17 protein-coding genes are annotated in these 16023 nt (G+C 71.1%); 8 read left to right on the top strand and 9 right to left on the bottom strand.

Annotated elements, in window-relative coordinates; all coding sequences use genetic code 11:
- Positions 1–111: 111 nt before the first annotated feature.
- On the bottom strand, positions 112–1194 hold the full coding sequence (locus V3W46_RS10405; RefSeq protein ID WP_331783039.1) for a siderophore-interacting protein: 1083 nt from the start codon (positions 1192–1194) through the stop codon (positions 112–114).
- 61 nt (positions 1195–1255) lie between these two features.
- On the opposite strand from V3W46_RS10405, the gene V3W46_RS10410 reads away from it, so the two are divergent.
- The 5 genes from V3W46_RS10410 (at position 1256) to V3W46_RS10430 (ending at position 6168) form a co-directional block, all read left to right on the top strand.
- On the top strand, positions 1256–2353 hold the full coding sequence (locus V3W46_RS10410; protein ID WP_331783040.1) for a FecCD family ABC transporter permease: 1098 nt from the start codon (positions 1256–1258) through the stop codon (positions 2351–2353).
- The gene (locus V3W46_RS10415) at positions 2350–3456 is read left to right on the top strand and encodes a FecCD family ABC transporter permease (protein WP_331783041.1); all 1107 of its coding nucleotides are present in this window, start codon (positions 2350–2352) and stop codon (positions 3454–3456) included. The genes V3W46_RS10410 and V3W46_RS10415 overlap by 4 nt, the downstream gene beginning before the upstream one ends.
- A complete protein-coding gene (locus V3W46_RS10420; RefSeq protein ID WP_331783042.1) occupies positions 3453–4340 on the top strand; it encodes an ABC transporter ATP-binding protein in 888 nt (295 codons plus the stop codon). The genes V3W46_RS10415 and V3W46_RS10420 overlap by 4 nt, the downstream gene beginning before the upstream one ends.
- Positions 4341–4420: 80 nt before the next feature.
- On the top strand, positions 4421–5437 hold the full coding sequence (locus tag V3W46_RS10425; protein WP_331783043.1) for an ABC transporter substrate-binding protein: 1017 nt from the start codon (positions 4421–4423) through the stop codon (positions 5435–5437).
- 47 nt (positions 5438–5484) lie between these two features.
- Entirely contained in the window at positions 5485–6168 is a 684-nt protein-coding gene (locus V3W46_RS10430; RefSeq protein ID WP_331783044.1) for an alpha/beta fold hydrolase, read from the top strand.
- A 20-nt stretch (positions 6169–6188) separates the two neighbouring features.
- On the opposite strand, the gene V3W46_RS10435 is transcribed toward V3W46_RS10430, so the two are convergent.
- Complete coding sequence (locus V3W46_RS10435; RefSeq protein ID WP_331783045.1) at positions 6189–6983, bottom strand: SDR family NAD(P)-dependent oxidoreductase; 795 nt, start codon at positions 6981–6983, stop codon at positions 6189–6191.
- A 101-nt stretch (positions 6984–7084) separates the two neighbouring features.
- Here V3W46_RS10435 and V3W46_RS10440 point away from each other — a divergent pair, with 101 nt between their 5' ends.
- Entirely contained in the window at positions 7085–8182 is a 1098-nt protein-coding gene (locus tag V3W46_RS10440) for a helix-turn-helix transcriptional regulator (protein WP_331783046.1), read from the top strand.
- 87 nt (positions 8183–8269) lie between these two features.
- Here V3W46_RS10440 and V3W46_RS10445 read toward each other — a convergent pair whose 3' ends face one another.
- The 5 genes from V3W46_RS10445 to V3W46_RS10465 all read right to left on the bottom strand — a co-directional run bounded on the left by V3W46_RS10445 (position 8270) and on the right by V3W46_RS10465 (position 12940).
- On the bottom strand, positions 8270–9655 hold the full coding sequence (locus tag V3W46_RS10445; RefSeq protein ID WP_331783047.1) for an MFS transporter: 1386 nt from the start codon (positions 9653–9655) through the stop codon (positions 8270–8272).
- Entirely contained in the window at positions 9655–10434 is a 780-nt protein-coding gene (locus V3W46_RS10450; protein WP_331783048.1) for an ArsR/SmtB family transcription factor, read from the bottom strand. The genes V3W46_RS10445 and V3W46_RS10450 overlap by 1 nt, the downstream gene beginning before the upstream one ends.
- Before the next feature lie 83 nt (positions 10435–10517).
- Positions 10518–11471, bottom strand: a complete 954-nt coding sequence (locus tag V3W46_RS10455; protein ID WP_331783049.1) for a phosphatase PAP2 family protein — start codon at positions 11469–11471, stop codon at positions 10518–10520.
- Positions 11472–11545: 74 nt separating this feature from the next.
- Positions 11546–12196, bottom strand: a complete 651-nt coding sequence (locus V3W46_RS10460; protein ID WP_331783050.1) for a hypothetical protein — start codon at positions 12194–12196, stop codon at positions 11546–11548.
- Positions 12197–12316: 120 nt separating this feature from the next.
- The gene (locus V3W46_RS10465; RefSeq protein WP_331783051.1) at positions 12317–12940 is read right to left on the bottom strand and encodes a TIGR00730 family Rossman fold protein; all 624 of its coding nucleotides are present in this window, start codon (positions 12938–12940) and stop codon (positions 12317–12319) included.
- A gap of 322 nt (positions 12941–13262) precedes the next feature.
- Between V3W46_RS10465 and V3W46_RS10470 the strand changes: the two genes are divergently transcribed.
- Together V3W46_RS10470 and V3W46_RS10475 are read left to right on the top strand one after the other, a co-directional pair.
- The gene (locus tag V3W46_RS10470) at positions 13263–13964 is read left to right on the top strand and encodes a GAF and ANTAR domain-containing protein (protein WP_331783052.1); all 702 of its coding nucleotides are present in this window, start codon (positions 13263–13265) and stop codon (positions 13962–13964) included.
- A 9-nt stretch (positions 13965–13973) separates the two neighbouring features.
- Positions 13974–14693 (top strand): GAF and ANTAR domain-containing protein, encoded by a 720-nt coding sequence (locus V3W46_RS10475; RefSeq protein WP_331783053.1) that lies wholly within the window; start codon positions 13974–13976, stop codon positions 14691–14693.
- Here the strand turns inward: V3W46_RS10475 and V3W46_RS10480 are convergent.
- Positions 14680–14934 (bottom strand): hypothetical protein, encoded by a 255-nt coding sequence (locus tag V3W46_RS10480; protein WP_331783054.1) that lies wholly within the window; start codon positions 14932–14934, stop codon positions 14680–14682. The genes V3W46_RS10475 and V3W46_RS10480 overlap by 14 nt on opposite strands.
- Before the next feature lie 83 nt (positions 14935–15017).
- Positions 15018–15914, bottom strand: coding sequence for an SDR family oxidoreductase (locus tag V3W46_RS10485; protein WP_331783055.1), 897 nt, complete (start codon positions 15912–15914; stop codon positions 15018–15020).
- Between the last annotated feature and the right edge of the window lie 109 nt (positions 15915–16023).

Below are 16023 nucleotides of genomic sequence, written 5' to 3' on the forward strand. Positions count from 1 at the left end.
CAACTGAATCGAAAGTGAGACAGTGATTGAGCTCGTCAGGTCTGCCCGTCGTCTCTGCGACGGTATGGAGTTCGAGCTGCGGAGCTGACGCCGCCTCAGCTCGCGCGGCTCTCAGGAGTGGGCTGGCGCGTGCTTCCAGTAACCCGAGAAGGTGATGCGCGACTTGGGGAGGCCGGCGCGATGGAGTGCACGGCGGCCCTCGGTGGCGAGCGACGCTTCCCCCACGATGAAGGCGTAATCGCCGGGGTCGAGGTCGAGGCCGCCCCTCACGGCCGCGAGTGCTGCCGCGCCAGGCATGACGGCTACAGGTGCCGCGGCGACCGTCGTTGCGGCGGGCCTGCCGGGCCCGGGCGCCGGGGCGGTGCCGACGGGAGGCGTGGCGACGGCGCCGACGGGATGCGTGGCGACGGTGTCAACGGGAGGCACGGCGGCGGCAACGACCGGAGACACTGCGACAGGAGGCACTGCGGCGACGGCAGCACGCGGATGGCTGCGCCCCGCCCCGTGGCCCGCCCCGCGCGCGTACCAGCGCAGACGGATGCCCGCGGGCGCCTCCAGCGGCTCGATGTCGCCCTCGAGGGGCACCTCGATGGTGGCGGTGCCTGTCATCCGTTCGTCGAGGCTGCGCAGGATGCCGCGCAGCGCCGGCAGCCCGGTCTCGTCGGCGACGAGGTGCACGCCGCGAACGTCGGCGGGCGGGTCGAAGAGGGGGCCCTGGTCGAGCAGGGCGACCTCCGAGCCGGGACGGGTCGTGGTCGCCCAGATGGCCACTCTGCCCGCGATCTCGCCGGAGGCTTCCCAGTGCAGCACGACGTCGATGTCGAGCTCGGCAGGAGCTCCGGATGCCGCACCGGCCGGGCCCGTATGGGCTCCGGATGCCGCACCGACCGGCCCCGCAGCGGGCCGGTAGTCGGCCACCGTGTAGTTGCTGCAGTGCGGGCGGTCGGCCTCGGGTATCTCGAGGTAGCGCCTGTACCAGGCCCGCCCCGACACGGCCGGCAGCTGCAGCGGAACGTCTGCGGCGGGCGGCAGAAAGAGCCGGAACCAGTGGTCATGGCCGCTCCATTCGAAGTCGGCGAGGTCGGCTCCCGCGATGGTCACACGCTGGAAGGAGGGGCTCGTTCGAACCGAGCGCACGACCGTGGCCCGGAACAGTCGCGGGTCGGTCGGCATGAGTCGGGGGTAGCGGGTCATGCTGACAACTGTATTAGGTAAGGCTACGCTTACTTAAATGCCCAGTCCGTTGACAGCTTCCGTGCCGCGCACACCGGCGCGGGCATCCGACCGCCGCAGCGCGGGCCGCGCCGAGCGCCGAGACCGAAGAGACCGCCGAGACCGCCGCCAGCGCACCCACGGCAGCCACCGCTCCGCCCGCGCCCTCGTGCTGCTGGCCCTGGGTGCCGGCGTCGTCGCGGTCTGCCTCGTCAGTCTCATGCTCGGCAGCAACCTGATCAGCCCGTCTGCCGTGATCACCGGCCTCGTCGACCCTTCGCACGATGTGGGTGCGGTGGTCTGGGGCTCGCGCGTGCCCCGCACCGTTCTCGGCCTCATCTCGGGCTGCTGTCTCGGCATCGCCGGCGCCGTGATGCAGGGCCAGACCCGCAACCCGCTGGCCGACCCGGGTCTGTTCGGCGTCTCGGCCGGAGCGAGCCTCGCGGTGGTCGTCGGCGTCTACGTTCTCGGCACCAGCTCGGTTCTGACGACGCTCTGGCTGGCCCTCGCCGGCGCCACCGTCGCGAGCGTGCTCGTGTTCACCGTGGCCGCGCTCGGCCGCGGGCTGGCGAGCCCGGTTCCGCTCGCCATCGCCGGAACGGCCGTCTCGGCCCTGCTCGTCGCACTCACCTCGTACCTCGTGCTCTCTGACGAGACCACCCTCGCCGCCTACCGCATCTGGGTCGTCGGCTCGCTGTCGGGGCGCACGCTGACCGGGGTGGATGCCGCACTGCTGTTCGCGGGGGCCGGAATCGTGTGCGCTGCCGCCAACATCCGCTCGCTCAACAACCTGTCGCTCGGCACCGAGATGGCCAGCGGCCTGGGCGAGAGCCTGCTGCGCGCCCGCCTCGTGGGGCTCGTCGCGATCACCCTGCTCACTGCGGCGGGTGTCGCCCTCACCGGCCCGATCGCCTTTGTGGGGCTGACCGCGCCGCACATCGCCCGGCGCCTGATCGGCGGCGACCACTACTGGCTGCTGCCCGCCTCGGGCCTGATCGGCGCGATCGTGCTGCTCGGCTGCGATGTGGTGGGGCGCCTGATCGGCGGCAACGCCGAGGTTCCGGTGGGCGTCGTGCTCACCGTGCTGGGCGGCATCGCCTTCGTGCTGATCGTTCGCCGCGGACGGATGGCCGAGCTGTGACCCGCGAACTCCAGGCGGGCGCGGCCCTGGTTCGGGCATCCACACCCCCCGCGTCTGGCGTCGACGGGCCCCGGATGCCCGCCCGCCCCCGTCGCGCCCGAGTGGCCGTGGTCACCCTCGTCTGCCTGCTCGCCGCCGTCGCCGCCGGTCTCACCGGCATCGTCTCGGGGTCGTCGTCGCTGTCGGTGGCCGACGTCGTGCAGACCCTCGTGGGCGGCGGCACCCACGGCCAACAGTTGATCGTCTTCGAGCTGCGGCTCCCCCGCGTCGCGGGCGGACTGTTCGTCGGCGCCGCCCTCGGCCTCGCCGGAGCGCTCACCCAGACGTTTGCTCGCAATCCGCTCGCCACGCCCGACATTCTCGGCGTGACATCCGGGGCCGCACTGGGCGCCGTCTCAGCCATCGTTCTCGCCGGCGGAAGTTACGCGGTGGGCGCCGGAGCCCTCACGCTCGGCCTGCCGGCCGTCGCCGCCGTCGGCGCACTCATCACAGCAGCCGTCGTCTATGGCCTCTCCTGGCGCGGCGGTATCGACAGTTACCGCCTCATCCTGATCGGCATCGGCATCACCGCCACGCTCGGCGGCCTCACCAGCTACCTCATCGCCCGCGCCCAGATCACCGAGGCGGCGGCCGCCTCGCAGTGGCTGGTCGGCAGCCTGTCAGGCATCTCGTGGGCGAGTGTGTGGCCGGTCGCGCTCGCACTCGTGCTGGTCACTCCGGTGGCGCTGCTGCAGTCGTCGAACCTCGACGTCACACAGCTGGGCGACGAGGTGTCGACCGGGCTCGGGGTGGCGATGCAGCGGCACCGGCTGCTGGTCATCCTGTGCGCCGTGGTGTTGTGCGCGGCGGCGGTCTCGGCGAGCGGGCCCATCGAGTTCGTGGCCTTCGTGGCTCCGCAGATCGCCCGGCGCCTGACGCGCACGGCTCGGCCACCCCTGCTGTCGGCGGCGCTGATCGGGGCCATCGTGGTGGCCGGCGGCGACGCGCTCGCTCGCGGTGTGCTGCCGGGCGAGGTGCCGGTCGGCATCATCACGGCGATCATCGGCGCGCCGTACCTCATCTGGCTGTTGACGCGTCGCAGAGAACGGGAGACCTTCGTATGACCGAGACCACTTCACCCCGCACCGAGCTGCGGGCGGCAGCCACGCCCGACGCCGACCACCGGCCCGCGCCACCGACCATGCCCGCGCCACCGACCATGCCCGGGCCGCCGGCCCTCGAGGCCCGCGGCCTCACCCTCGCGTACGAGAAGAACGTCATCTTCGAGGGCCTCGATCTGCGCATCGAGCACGGCGAGATCACCACCCTGATCGGCGCGAACGGCAGCGGCAAGTCGACCCTGCTGAAGGCGTTCGGGCGCCTGCTGCCCCCCAGCGCCGGCAGCGTCGAGATGGCGGGCCGCCCCATGCGGTCGATGTCGACCCGTGACGTGGCGCGGCGGCTGGCCATCCTGCCGCAGAAACCGCTTACGCCGTCGGCGACGACCGTGCGCGACCTCGTGTCGCGCGGGCGCCACCCCCACCAGAGCCTGCTGCGCCCCTGGACCCCGCAGGATTCGCAGATCATCGGCACCGCCCTGGCCGCCACCGGCCTCACCGAACTCGCCGACCGCGACGCTGCATCGTTGTCGGGCGGGCAGTTGCAGCGGGCGTGGATCGCCCTGGTGCTCGCGCAGGAGGCCCCGACCATCCTTCTCGACGAGCCGACCACATTTCTCGATCTCACCCACCAGCTGGATGTTCTGCGACTCGTTCGGCGCATCAACCGCGAGCGCGGCGCCACCGTCGTGATGGTGCTGCACGACCTGACCCTGGCGGGGCGGTACTCCGACCGGCTCGTGGTGGTGGGTGGCGGCCGAGTGATCGCCGACGGGGCACCGTGGGAGGTACTGACGCCGGGCATCCTGCGTGAGGCCTTCGACCTCGACGCGCTCGTCATCGCCGACCCGAGCAGCGGCACACCGCTCATCGTGCCGGTCGACGACTGAGACGGCGACGCCCCTGGCCGACCGGGCAGATTTCGCTCCTCAGCTGGACGGCGCAGGTTAGCTTAGGCTAACCTAACTTCATGAAGAGTCTCACAGCAACGCGTCTCGCCACGCTCATCCTCGCCCCTGTTCTCGCGGTCGCCGCCCTGACCGGATGCTCGTCGGCCGCCGCGCCCGGCACCAGTTCGACCGCCGACGCCGGTGCCGATGCGCCCTGGAGCTACACCGACGACACCGGCACCACGGTCACCCTCGACCACCGGCCGACCAAGATCGCCAGCTACGCCGACTATGCGATCGGCCTGCTGAGCTACGGCATCGACCCCGTCGCCGTGTTCGGCCGCGTCGATGTGGCGAGCGATTCGCGTTTCGCCGACTACGACATCAGCAAGACCGCCATCGTCGGCAACAGCTACGGCGAGATCGACCTCGAGGCGCTCGCCGCCGCGTCACCCGATCTCATCGTCACGGGCATCTACCCCACCGACCGCGAGGGCACCCTCGACACCACGAGCGCGTACTACGGCTTCGCCGACACCGAGCAGCAGGCACAGCTTCAGAAGATCGCCCCCATCGTCGCGATCAAGATCGGCGGCAAGGGCAGCGACGTCATCGACAGCATCAACCGCCTCTCGTCGGCCCTCGGCGCGAGTGACGACACCATCGCCGCCGCGAAGCAGAAGTTCGATGATGCCGCCGCCGACCTGACGGCCGCCGCGAAAGAGACCGACCTCGAAGTGACGCAGATGTACGCCGACGCCGACGGCGTCTACGTTGTGAAGCCCGCCGACGAGCCCGAGACCGAGCTCTACCAGAGCCTCGGCGTGAAGTTCACCGACCTCAACCCCACGGGCTACTACTACTGGGACATCTACAGCTGGGAGAACGCGGCCCAGATGATGACCGGCGACGTGCTGCTCACCAACGTCGAGGGCTTCCAGGCCGCCGACCTCGCCGCCCAGCCGACGTTCGTCTCCGACCCCGCGCTCGTAGCCGGCCAGGTGCACACCTGGAACCAGGAGGCCCTCGACTATGCCTCGCAGGCCAAGCACATGACCGAACTGGCCCAGGTGCTGCGCGAGTCGAAGCCGCTCTGATCACCGGCCCCCTCTACACCGAGGTCACCGGCAGCGGCGACCCGCTCGTGCTGCTGCACGGCGGGTTCTGCACGCTCGAGCCGCTGCGGCCGCTGGCCGAGGTGCTCGCGGCCCACTTCACGGTCTACGCCTACGAGCGCCCCGGGCACGGCCGCACGCCCGATGTCGAGGGGGCCTACAGCTACGAGGGGGGCGCTGCCGAGCTCCTCGCGTTTCTCGACGCGAGGGGCCTCGACAGCGCACACGTCGTCGGGTTCAGCGACGGGGCGGTGATCGCCCTGATGCTGGCGATCGGGCATCCCGAGCGCGTGCGCTCGCTGGTCGCGATCAGCGCAAACTTCGCCCCGTCTGGCTTCACCGGAACGTTCGACGAAGTCGCCCCAGCCGACCTGGTGACCGCCTTCGAGCCGACCCGGCAGCTCTACGGCGCTCTGTCGCCCGACGGCCCGGGGCATGCCGACGTGGTGCTGGCGAAGCTGGCCGAACTCTGGGCGACCGGGCCCCAGATCGCGCCCGAGACGCTGGGCAGCGTCAGCGCGCCCAGCCTCATCGTGTCGGGCGAGTTCGACACGATCCATCCGGAGCACAGCCGCCTGATCGCCGGCTCGATCGCGCACAGCCGCCTGTACATCGTGCCGGGCGCCACCCACGACCTCGTCGAGCAGCACCGCGACCAGGTGATCGCGCTCGTCAGCGATTTCGTGCTCCCGCTGCGCGACATTCAGCACTGAGGCCGTCTCAGCGGGCGCCATCAGAAGGGGGCCACACCCGCGCGGTTGATGAACGTGCCCGTCGGGCCCGAGCCGCCGCGGGTCGCCAGCTCGACGATGGCGTCGGTGCCCTCGGTGACCGTCTGCGGTCCGCTGTGTCCGTTGAAGTCTGTTGCGGTGTAGCCCGGATCGGCCGCGTTGATGCGCATCTCGGGGTAGGCCTTCGCGTACTGCACCGTCAGCATCGTGACCGCCGACTTCGATGACTGGTAGAGCGGGGCGACGATCGTCGACTCGACGTGGTGGGGGTCGTGCACGAAGGCGAACGACCCCATGCCGCTCGTGACGTTGACGATGGTCGGCGCTCCGGATGCCCGCAGAAGCGCTGCAAAGGCCCGGGTCATGCGCACAATGCTCACCACGTTGGTGTCGTACACCGCGGTCGCGTCGGCCGCCGTCAGCTCTTCTGCGGGCAGGAACGGACCGGAGATGCCGGCGTTGTTGATGAGCACGTCGAGCCCTCCGGCGGCCGCGACCGTCGCTGCGGCCGCCTCGACCGAGGCGTCGCTCGTGACGTCGAGCTGCACGAAGCGCGCGCCGAGGGCGTCGGCGGCTGCCTGGCCACGAGCCTCATCGCGGGCGCCGATCCACACCGTGTGGCCGGCCTCGATGAGGCGGCGGGCCGTCTCGTAACCGAGCCCCCGGTTCGCCCCGGTGATGAGCGTGGTCGTGGCCGTGGTCGGGCGGCTCGCGGCGGTGGTCGCCGCGGTCGCGTTCGTCGTCGTGGTCGGAGTCGTGGTCGGGGTCGGAGTGGGGGTGTTCGGTGTCGATGTCATGAGCCGAGTCTGCGCTGACCGCGCCGCGCCGTCGTGGCTCGGCTCAGCATGCGGACTTCCAGTACCACCCACCCTCCCCCGCTCGGTGCGAGACTGGCGGGATGGAGTTCGATGCCGGTCACGCCGCACGTGTCATCCCGGCGGCGGCACAGCCCGCACAACCGCCGCAGCCCGCACAGCCCGTGCAGACACAGCAGTGCGCCGACTCGACACAGCCCGCGCATCCGGAACAGCCCGTGCAGACAAAGAAGCGCGCCGACCCGACGCAGCTCGCGCAGTCGGAACAGCCCGTGCACCCCGTGCAGCCGGTGCCGCCCGACACCCACGGCGAGCTCGCGGCGCTGCTGCGCTCGTGGCGTGACCGTCTCTCGCCCGTCGACGTCGGCTACCCCGCCGGCGATTCCCGCCGCGCCACCGGACTGCGCCGCGAAGAACTCGCCGCGCTCGCCGGGCTCAGCGTCGACTACGTCGTTCGGCTCGAGCAGGGCCGCGCCCGTCGGCCCTCGGCGCAGGTCGCCTCCGCCCTGGCCCGCGCGCTGCAGCTGAGCGACACCGAGCGCGACCACCTCTACCTCGTCGCCGGGCTGCTGCCGCCGACGCCGGCCGAGGTTCCCACGCACATCCCACCGGGCGTGCAGCGCCTGATGGCCCGACTCGGCGAGATCCCCCTTGCCGTGTTCACCGCGTCATGGGATCTCATCACGTGCAGCCCGCTCTGGATCGCCCTGCTCGGCCGACCCGTGCAGCCTGCGGCCGGGCGCCCGAACCTGATCCGGTCGTTGTTCACCGACAGTGCGCTGCACGACGGCGAGGGGCACATCGTCAGCCGCTCGGGCAGCGTCGATGCGTTCGGAGCATCCCTCGTCTCCGACCTGCGGCGGGTGCACGGGCGGTATCCGCTCGACCGGGGCGTGAACGCGCTGATCGCCGAGCTGCTCGTGTCGAGCGACGTCTTTCGCGCCCTCTGGCAGAGCGGCACCGTCGGCGAGCACCAGTCGGAGCGCAAGGTCGTTCACTCCGAGGTGGTGGGCGACCTGGAGCTCGACTGCGACGTGTTCACCGTCGCCGGCACCGACCTGCGCGTCGTCGCCTACACGGCCGCGACCGGCTCGGCGGCCGCCGAGAAACTCGACTTCCTCCGCGTCAGCGCCGTGACCGGCGGTCACCCGGGCCCCCTCGCCGCCCACCCCTCCCGCTAGCCGCCCGCCCGCTTCGACACTGTCCGCCCGCCATCTCTCGCGCCAGCCGCCCGCCCGAGTCCGCGCTATCCCGCCCGCCACCCCTCGCTAGCCGCGCGCCTCGCCGCCATCCGTGACCCCCGCCGGCGCCACCTCCGCGCCCGCGCGCCCGGCCACGCGCATCCGCTCGCGCTCTCGCCGCCACGCCGGAACATACAGCGCCGCCCCCAGCACACTGAACGCCCCCGCCACCACCAGTGCCACCCCCGGCGACGTCGCCCCCGCCAGCGGCGTCAGTACCAGCAGTCCCAGGCTGTACGCCCCACCCGACACCATCGAGTTCGTCGACAGCACCACCGCACGATTCGCGGGCGACGCCTCCCGGTGCAGCAGTGCGCTGTGCATCGGCCCCGCCGAGCCGTGCGTCAGATACGCCAGCCAGTAGCCCACGATCAGCCCCGCCGGCCCCGCGGCGACCCCCATGCCCACCACGAACAGCCCGTTCAGCACGCGCAAGAGCATGGCGGTGCGTGCCACGCCGATGCGCCGGCTCGCCACCCCCGCAAGCAGCGCCCCCACCGCGAACAGCCCCCACGCCGCCGCCGAGGCTGGCCCGAACAGCGCCGCCGCCGCATCTTCGCCGCCGAGTTCGTCGGCCAGCTGCACCGGAGTCAGCGTCTCGAACGCGATCATCGCCACGCTCCAGAACACCTCGACGAGCACGAGCGCGCGCAGCACGGGCGACCGGCGCAGCAGCCCCACGCCCTGCAGCACTGTTCGCGGGGCGGCTCGCAGGGCATCCGTCACCCCCGCCCCTCGCCTGCGCCGAACGGATGCCCGGCCATCCCTGCCCGCCGCCGCCACCCGTTGCGCCCCACGGTGCTCGCGCACCAGCACCGCGAGCAGCACCGTGTGCGTCGCGTACAGCACACAGCTCACCGCGAAAGGCAGCGCGAGCGCCGACCACCCGCCGAACGGCTGCCACGCCACGAGCGCTCCGCCGGCCAGCGCACCCACCGCGATCGAGCCGCCGAGCACCATGGATGCCCGGCTCAGCCCCCGCTCGATCGAATGCCGGGCGTCGTGCGCGTACGCCGCGTCGACGTACCAGGCCTCCAGCGGACCCGAGTCGAGCGCCCGGAACACGCCCTGCAGCACCATCGCGACCGCGAACATCCAGAACGTCGACGCGGCGAGCATCAGCGCCGTCGACGCCACCGCGATGACCCCCGACACGATGAGCAGCGGACGCCGCCCGAGGGCATCGGCGAGCCCGCCGGTCGGCAGTTCGAGCCCGAGCACCACGAAACCCTGAATCGACAGCAGCGCCCCGACCTGCGCCAGCGTGAGCCCGCGTTCGAGCGGCAGCAGCACCGTGAGCCCGAACACGAGCCCCACCGGCAACCAGCGCGTGGCGGTGAGCAGCACGAGCCGGTGCTCGGCTTGCCCGCTCGTGAGCGGCGGCCGCGGCGCGGGGGTGCGGGCGGCGGTCATCAGGGCTCGGCGGGCGGCTGCAGGTCGACGGGGCTCGCGAAGGTGTGCACGTGCATCCGTTTCGCCGTCGGGTCGTCGCCGCCCATCCTGCGGTAGCGCTCGAACAGCGCGTCGAGGTCGTCTTTCAGCGCCTGCGCCTGGCCCGGCGTCACCAGCACGAACGTGTCGTTCAGCCCCGACACGTCGACCCATTCGGCAGGCCACGACTCGGCCACGTCGAGCCACTGCTCGGCCCGCGCCTGAAACTGCCGCACGTAGTCGCGCTGCAGCCAGCCGAGGGCGGTGCGCGCGTCTTCGTCGTCGGCGAAGTCGGAGTTCTGCCACGAGTGGTAGTCGGTCGAGGCTCTCCAGAGGCGGCGCTTGCCAGCCCCCTCGCCGGTGTCGGTGACGAGTTTCACCGACTCGAGTGCACGCAGGTGGTAGCTGGTCGCGCCCGTGTTGGTCGACAGGATGCCCGCCAGTTCGGTCGCCGTCAGCGGCCCGTCGACCCGCAGCCGCCCCAGGATGCGCGACCGCAGCGGATGCGCGAGCACCCGCACGGCTCGCTGGTCGAGCTGGATGCCCGTGTAGGCCCGTCCGGACCGGCCGTCTTCAGCGCCCGAGTCAACACCCGTCTCGGCCGCGCCGGAGTCGGTACCCGTCTCGTCGACACCCGTCTCGTCCGCGCCGGACTCCACACCCGTCTCGTCGACACCCCTCTCGTCCGCGCCGGACTCCACACCCGTCTCATCTGAGCCGGAGTCGCCACCGGTCTCGCTTTCGTCGTTCTTCCTGCTCATACCCCGAGTCTGGCATGCACACATTCTGTGCACAAGTAGTGTGCACATATGTTGTGCACTGCCTGCGCAGGAGCAGAGGAAGCTCAGTGGTCGTCGGCGGTGCTGCTCAGGTACAGCCGATGCCCGGTGATCACGAGTGCGAGCCAGCCCGTTCCACTCAGCCAGCCGAACGCTACATCGGTCAGCCAGTGCGCCCCGAGCAGCACCCGCGACAGCCCGACCGCCGCCACGACCCCCGCAGCCCCGCCGATGACCGCGACCTGCGGCAGCTGCCGCTTCTGCTGCAGCGCGATCAGGTAGGCGAGGGTTCCGGCGACGGTCGTGGCGTTGAGCGTGTGCCCCGAGGGGAACGACGGCGACGACTCGTAGGGCGGCACCGCATCATGGCGGCGCGGCCGGTTGCGGTGCACGATGCCTTTGCCGCGCACGGTCATGATGAGCGATCCGGCGCCCGCCGCGACCGACAGGATGAGCGGCGACACCCGGCGCTGCCGAGCCGCCAGGGCTGCCGCCGACGCGAGCGTCAGCACGGGCATCCCGACCGGGCCGAACACGTATGCGATGCCCGCCGCTGCCACATCGGAGGCCGGCGAGCGCAGCCGTTTCGCCAGGGCGAGCGCCGGCCGGTCGAGCGAGGCGATGCCGTCGCGGTCGGTGACGGCATCGTAGGTCAGCGCCGCGAGGAACGTGGCCGTCGTGGCGACCACCCCGCCCACGACGAGAAAGGCGACCAGCGTTCGCCGCGCCCCGAACCGCTCGGCGAGCCTCTGGTTGCCCCCGGCGAGCCGCTGCCCCGGCGCCGAACGCCACTCGGTGACGTCGCGCCGCCCCACGAAGTGCTCGTGCGGCTGCCGGCCGCGCCTGCCCCGGCCCCCGCTGCCCGAGCCTCCGCCGCCGCGCTCGGCGCCGTCGCCGGAGTCGGTGCCGTCGTCGGCGTGGTCGGGGGTGTCGGGGGTGTCGGCCACTCCGCTGCGCTCGGCGGCGGAGTCTGCGCCGTCGTCGGCGTGGTCGGGGGTGTCGGCCGGTGAGGGTGTCATGCGGCCATCCTAGGCACCACGCCTCGGCCGCTCACGCGAAGCCGGCGGGCTTGACAGACCGGCGGCAGCCGACGCTACAGGATGATCGCCGCGGCGTACTCGTCGAAGTAGTCGGTCGCGAGGCTGAGTGTCTCGAACTCGAACACCGCACCCTTGGCGTCGGCCGTGTGCAGCACCCGGAAGCAGTCTCCGACCTGCTCGATCTCACCGAGCATCTCGGCTCCGCCCGGCATCTCGGCGCCGCCGGGCATCTCGATGGAGCCGTTCGTCACGAACCAACGGCCCTCATCCCAGCGGTGCAGGGTCACCAGCCGCGCCTGGCGCACGGCATCCGGCGCCTCGGGGGCGGCTGCCCGGGTCAGCGTCATGAGCACGAGCGGTGCCGCCTCGCGGATCTGGTGCGCGGCGGTGCGCCCCAAAGCCGCGACGGCGGCGGGGCCGGTGAAGTGCGGCGGAAAATGCGGCGGAAAGTTCGCCGGCAGTCGCGACGCGACCCCAGCCGGCAGATGCGGCGCGAACCCCGCCGGGAGGTGCGGCGTCAGCCCCGCAGGCAAGTGCGCGGCCAGCCCCGCAGGCAACGTCAGCCCCGCCGGCAGGTGCGCGGCCAGCCCCGCAGGCAGATGCGACGTCAACCCGGCAGGCAGATGAGGCGCGAACCGCGGCGACGGGCGCTGCGCAGCCTCGGTCACCGACGGGTCTGTTCGCCCGGTGTTCCTGCTCTGCATGCCCGCTCCTGCCGATCATCCGTCATCCGCGAGGGCGCCGGCGCTTCCCCTCATCATCCCTCTGCGCGGCCCGCGGCACCAGTGCCCCGCCGAACGCACAGCGGGCGCACTGGTTTCGCGTCAGGGCCGTACGGGCGGCTGCGAGCTCATCTCGAGTGCGGGTGACGCCTGCACCCGCTCGGGCGGCTGGTAGTCGCGAAAGGCGGCGATGAGATCTTCGATCGAGTCGGAGAAGTGCAGCATCCGGGTGTACCGGGGGTGCGTGAAACCGCGGTCGCGCATGGTCTCGACGAGCGTGATGAGCGGGTCATAGTAGCCCGCGACGTTCAGAAAGCCGCACGGCTTCTGGTGGATGCCCAGCTGCGCCCACGTCCACTGCTCTGTGATCTCCTCCAGCGTGCCCGGCCCGCCAGGCAGCGCCAGAAATGCGTCAGACTTCTCGGCCATCAGCATCTTGCGCTCATGCATCGTCTCCACGACGATCAGCTCGGTGACGGTGTCGTTCGCCACCTCGCGATCGTGCAGCGACCGCGGAATGACCCCCGTCACGTGCCCGCCCGCCGCGAGCGCGGAGTCGGCCACGGCACCCATCAGCCCGACATGCCCGCCGCCGTACACGACCCCGAGCCCAGCGCCCGCAAGGGTCGCTCCCACGTGCCACGCGGCCTCGATGTAGACCGGATCGTTGCCGGCACTCGAGCCGCAGAACACGGCAACGGTGAACGGGCGGGGCTCATGCGTCATGGTTCGGTCTTTCGGGTTGAGCGTCGGGGCTCCGGATGCTGTACCGGCCGCCTGCCGAGTTTACTTTCCCGCGCTGCCCTTCGCCGGATCGCGGGCTCCGACGACACTTACCCGCTCAACTGAGCAGACGAGCGGTTGTCAGGTCGGTGTGGCAGAGTTGACCACACCGGTGGTGTCGCGGGCGGTGCTGCGCAGAATGAACCGCCCGAGGAGACCATGTGCGCCGCTGACCGTTTCATCGCGTGCCCTGCGCGTCGCGCAACCCTCGGCGACGCACGATCGCGTGCCCGCTCGGCACCGCGCGCCACGACAGGTGGCGCCCATGACACAGCGTGATGCCTTTCTGCAGGCCGTCACCGAGCTGACCGCCGCCGGCACGAACGGAACGAAGCTGTGTCAGCCGTTCGTCGACGGGCTGCCGGTCATCCGCGCCGCCATCTCGACCCTCGGCGACCCGTTCGGCTCTGAGACTGTGTGCGCCAGCGACGACGAGGCGGCGCGACTGGATGAACTGCAGCTCGACCTCGGCGAGGGCCCGTGCTGGCAGGCCCTCGCCACACGGCTCCCGGTGCTCGCGCCCGACGCGCAGAACGCGCCCGACCCGGCGTGGCCGACGCTCTCGCTGAGCATCCGAGACGCCGGACTGCGTGCCGTCTTCGCGTTTCCCCTCATCGTCGGAACGATGAACGTGGGCGCCGTCGACCTCTACTCCGACACCGTGGGCCCGCTCACCCGCAGCCAGATCGACGACGCCGCGTTGCTCGCGGCCATCGCTGCGCGTCACATCGTGGCCGGCGCCCTTGAGCGCCTCTCAGAGCCTGAGCCCGCCTCGGCCTTCTCACGCCGCGAGGTGCACCAGGCCACGGGGATGGTGCTGGCGCAGCTCGGGGTGTCGGCCGCCGATGCCCTGCTGATCATCCGGGCGCACGCTTTCGCCGAAGGCCGCACCGTGCGCGAGGTCGCGGCGGCGATCGTCGACCGCGACCTCGAATTCGGCGACAGCTCTGAAAGGAACGGAACGTAGAATATGCACATGATCGGCGACGCGCGGCAGACCGAGTTGGTGGAGACGTTGGTGACCCTCGCCGACACGCTCGTTGCTGGCTATGACGTCATCGACCTGCTGCAGACTCTCGTCGAGAGGTGCGCCGCGATACTCGACGCCGCCGACGTGGGCATCATCCTCGTCGACTCCGACGGCGACCTCGAGACCGTGGCGTCGACGAACGAACGCAGTCACCTGCTCGACCTGATGCAGCTCGACGCCGGTACGGGGCCGTGCGTCGAGGCATACCTGTCGGGCACGGTCGTCTCGGTGACCGACATCGCCGACGTCGAAGAGCGCTGGCCGGTGTTCGCGGCCGGCGCCCGCCAGCTCGGCTACGCCTCGTCGCACTCGGTGCCCCTGCGGCTGCGAGACTCCACCCTCGGGGCACTCAACGTCTTTCGCGACCGACCGGGCACGCTGAGCGATGACGACATCGTCGCAGCGAAGGCGCTGGCCGACGTCGCCACCATCGGCATACTGCAGGAGCGCGCCATCAGGCGGGCCGACATCGCGCGCGAACAGCTGCAGCACGCGCTCGACAGCCGCGTCATCATCGAGCAGGCGAAGGGCGTGCTCGCCCAGTCGCACAATGTCGACATGGATGCCGCATTCAAGCTGTTGCGTCAGACCTCGCGCAACTCCGGCACTCCCATCGGCGTCACGGCTCACGCCGTCGTCGACGGTTCGCTGGTCATCCCGCTGTAACGCGCAGCAGCTCCGAGCCGTGCACGCGAACCCACAGCTCTGCAGCGCGCCGAGTCTCTGCCTGGTGGCACACTTCGCCGTTCAGCAGTTGCACCGCGAAGGGCCGGTCGCCCCCGGTCAGCCGTACGTTTGCGACGTGGTCGTCGCCGATCCACAGTTCTTCGCCGCGTACGCGAAACATGACAACGTCCTCCCTGTCGAATTGCCTGAGCGCGGGCGTCTTCGGCACGATGACTGCCATCCGCGCACAGACAATTGTTCCGTACCCGAACAGGGCGAAATGGGGGGTTGCCTTCCGGTGCATTTGGGTGCAGCCGCGGCGTACTACCTGGTGCCGTAGAAGCCCGACTCGATGTCGGCGATCAGGCCGGCGTGACTCGGCGTCCAGCCGAGCAGCTGCTGCGTCTTGGCGCTCGAGACCGGGGTGTCGAGGGCGAAGAACATGCCGATCCAGCCGAAGTGGGCCATTGCGTCGTCGGGCGCGATCGAAGCCGTCGGGATGCCTCGAGCCTCCCCGATCGCGGTGGCGATGTCGAACCCCGAAATGCCTTCTTCGCCGACGGCGTGCACGCGCGATCCGGCCGGAGCATCGGCCAGCGCAAGGGCGACCATCTTCGCGGCGTCGGCGCGGTTGACGGCGGGCCACCGGTTCGATCCGTCGCCGACGTAGCCCGAGACGCACTTCTCCGCCGCGACCCCCGAGATGACCTGCACGAACCCGTGGTCGCCCTCACCGTGAACGGTCGGAGCGAAGCGCAGCGCGACCGGGCGGATTCCCCGCTCGACGAACGAGAGCGCGAGCGCCTCAGCGCCCCCACGCGGGGCGTCTGGCCCGCTGAACGGCACCGGGTCGTCTTCGGTCGCGACCGAGCCGGTCTTGAGCCCGGCGACACCCGACGCGAACAAGAACGGTCGATCTGACCCGGCGAGCGCGTCGCCGAACATCTCGATCGTGGCACGCTCGGTGACGGCCGCCCCCGCCATGTCAGAGAAGTCGTGCTTGAACGCGAGGTGAATCACGCCGTCAGAGGCGACGGCGGCCTCACGCATGCTGTCGAGGTCGTCGAGGCTGCCGCGGTGCGGGGTGACGCCGGCAGCCTGCAGTCTGGCGAACGACTCGTCGTTGCGTGCCAGGCCGACGACCTCGTGCCCCGCCGCGAGAACTTCCTGTGACACGGCCGAGCCGATCCAGCCGGATGCTCCAGTGATGAAAATGCGCATGAGTGCTTGCTCCTTCGTGAAGTGGGTGCCAGGCCGTCCGCCGGGCATCCACCATCTATGTCAGTTACTGTCATCAATGTAGCACGCAATGTCAGTCACCGTCATCACT

Origin of the sequence: Subtercola sp. YIM 133946 (genome assembly GCF_036553535.1) — a bacterium.
Lineage (GTDB): Bacteria > Actinomycetota > Actinomycetes > Actinomycetales > Microbacteriaceae > Subtercola.

Bases quoted from the DNA above. Each gene is read 5' to 3' on its own strand.
- V3W46_RS10405 (WP_331783039.1), bottom strand. From the start codon at position 1,194: ATGACCCGCTACCCCCGACTCATGCCGACCGACCCGCGACTGTTCCGG.
- V3W46_RS10420 (WP_331783042.1), top strand. From the start codon at position 3,453: ATGACCGAGACCACTTCACCCCGCACCGAGCTGCGGGCGGCAGCCACG.
- V3W46_RS10425 (WP_331783043.1), top strand. From the start codon at position 4,421: ATGAAGAGTCTCACAGCAACGCGTCTCGCCACGCTCATCCTCGCCCCT.
- V3W46_RS10435 (WP_331783045.1), bottom strand. From the start codon at position 6,983: ATGACATCGACACCGAACACCCCCACTCCGACCCCGACCACGACTCCG.
- V3W46_RS10440 (WP_331783046.1), top strand. From the start codon at position 7,085: ATGGAGTTCGATGCCGGTCACGCCGCACGTGTCATCCCGGCGGCGGCA.
- V3W46_RS10445 (WP_331783047.1), bottom strand. From the start codon at position 9,655: ATGACCGCCGCCCGCACCCCCGCGCCGCGGCCGCCGCTCACGAGCGGG.
- V3W46_RS10450 (WP_331783048.1), bottom strand. From the start codon at position 10,434: ATGAGCAGGAAGAACGACGAAAGCGAGACCGGTGGCGACTCCGGCTCA.
- V3W46_RS10455 (WP_331783049.1), bottom strand. From the start codon at position 11,471: ATGACACCCTCACCGGCCGACACCCCCGACCACGCCGACGACGGCGCA.
- V3W46_RS10460 (WP_331783050.1), bottom strand. From the start codon at position 12,196: ATGCAGAGCAGGAACACCGGGCGAACAGACCCGTCGGTGACCGAGGCT.
- V3W46_RS10465 (WP_331783051.1), bottom strand. From the start codon at position 12,940: ATGACGCATGAGCCCCGCCCGTTCACCGTTGCCGTGTTCTGCGGCTCG.
- V3W46_RS10470 (WP_331783052.1), top strand. From the start codon at position 13,263: ATGACACAGCGTGATGCCTTTCTGCAGGCCGTCACCGAGCTGACCGCC.
- V3W46_RS10475 (WP_331783053.1), top strand. From the start codon at position 13,974: ATGATCGGCGACGCGCGGCAGACCGAGTTGGTGGAGACGTTGGTGACC.
- V3W46_RS10480 (WP_331783054.1), bottom strand. From the start codon at position 14,934: ATGGCAGTCATCGTGCCGAAGACGCCCGCGCTCAGGCAATTCGACAGG.
- V3W46_RS10485 (WP_331783055.1), bottom strand. From the start codon at position 15,914: ATGCGCATTTTCATCACTGGAGCATCCGGCTGGATCGGCTCGGCCGTG.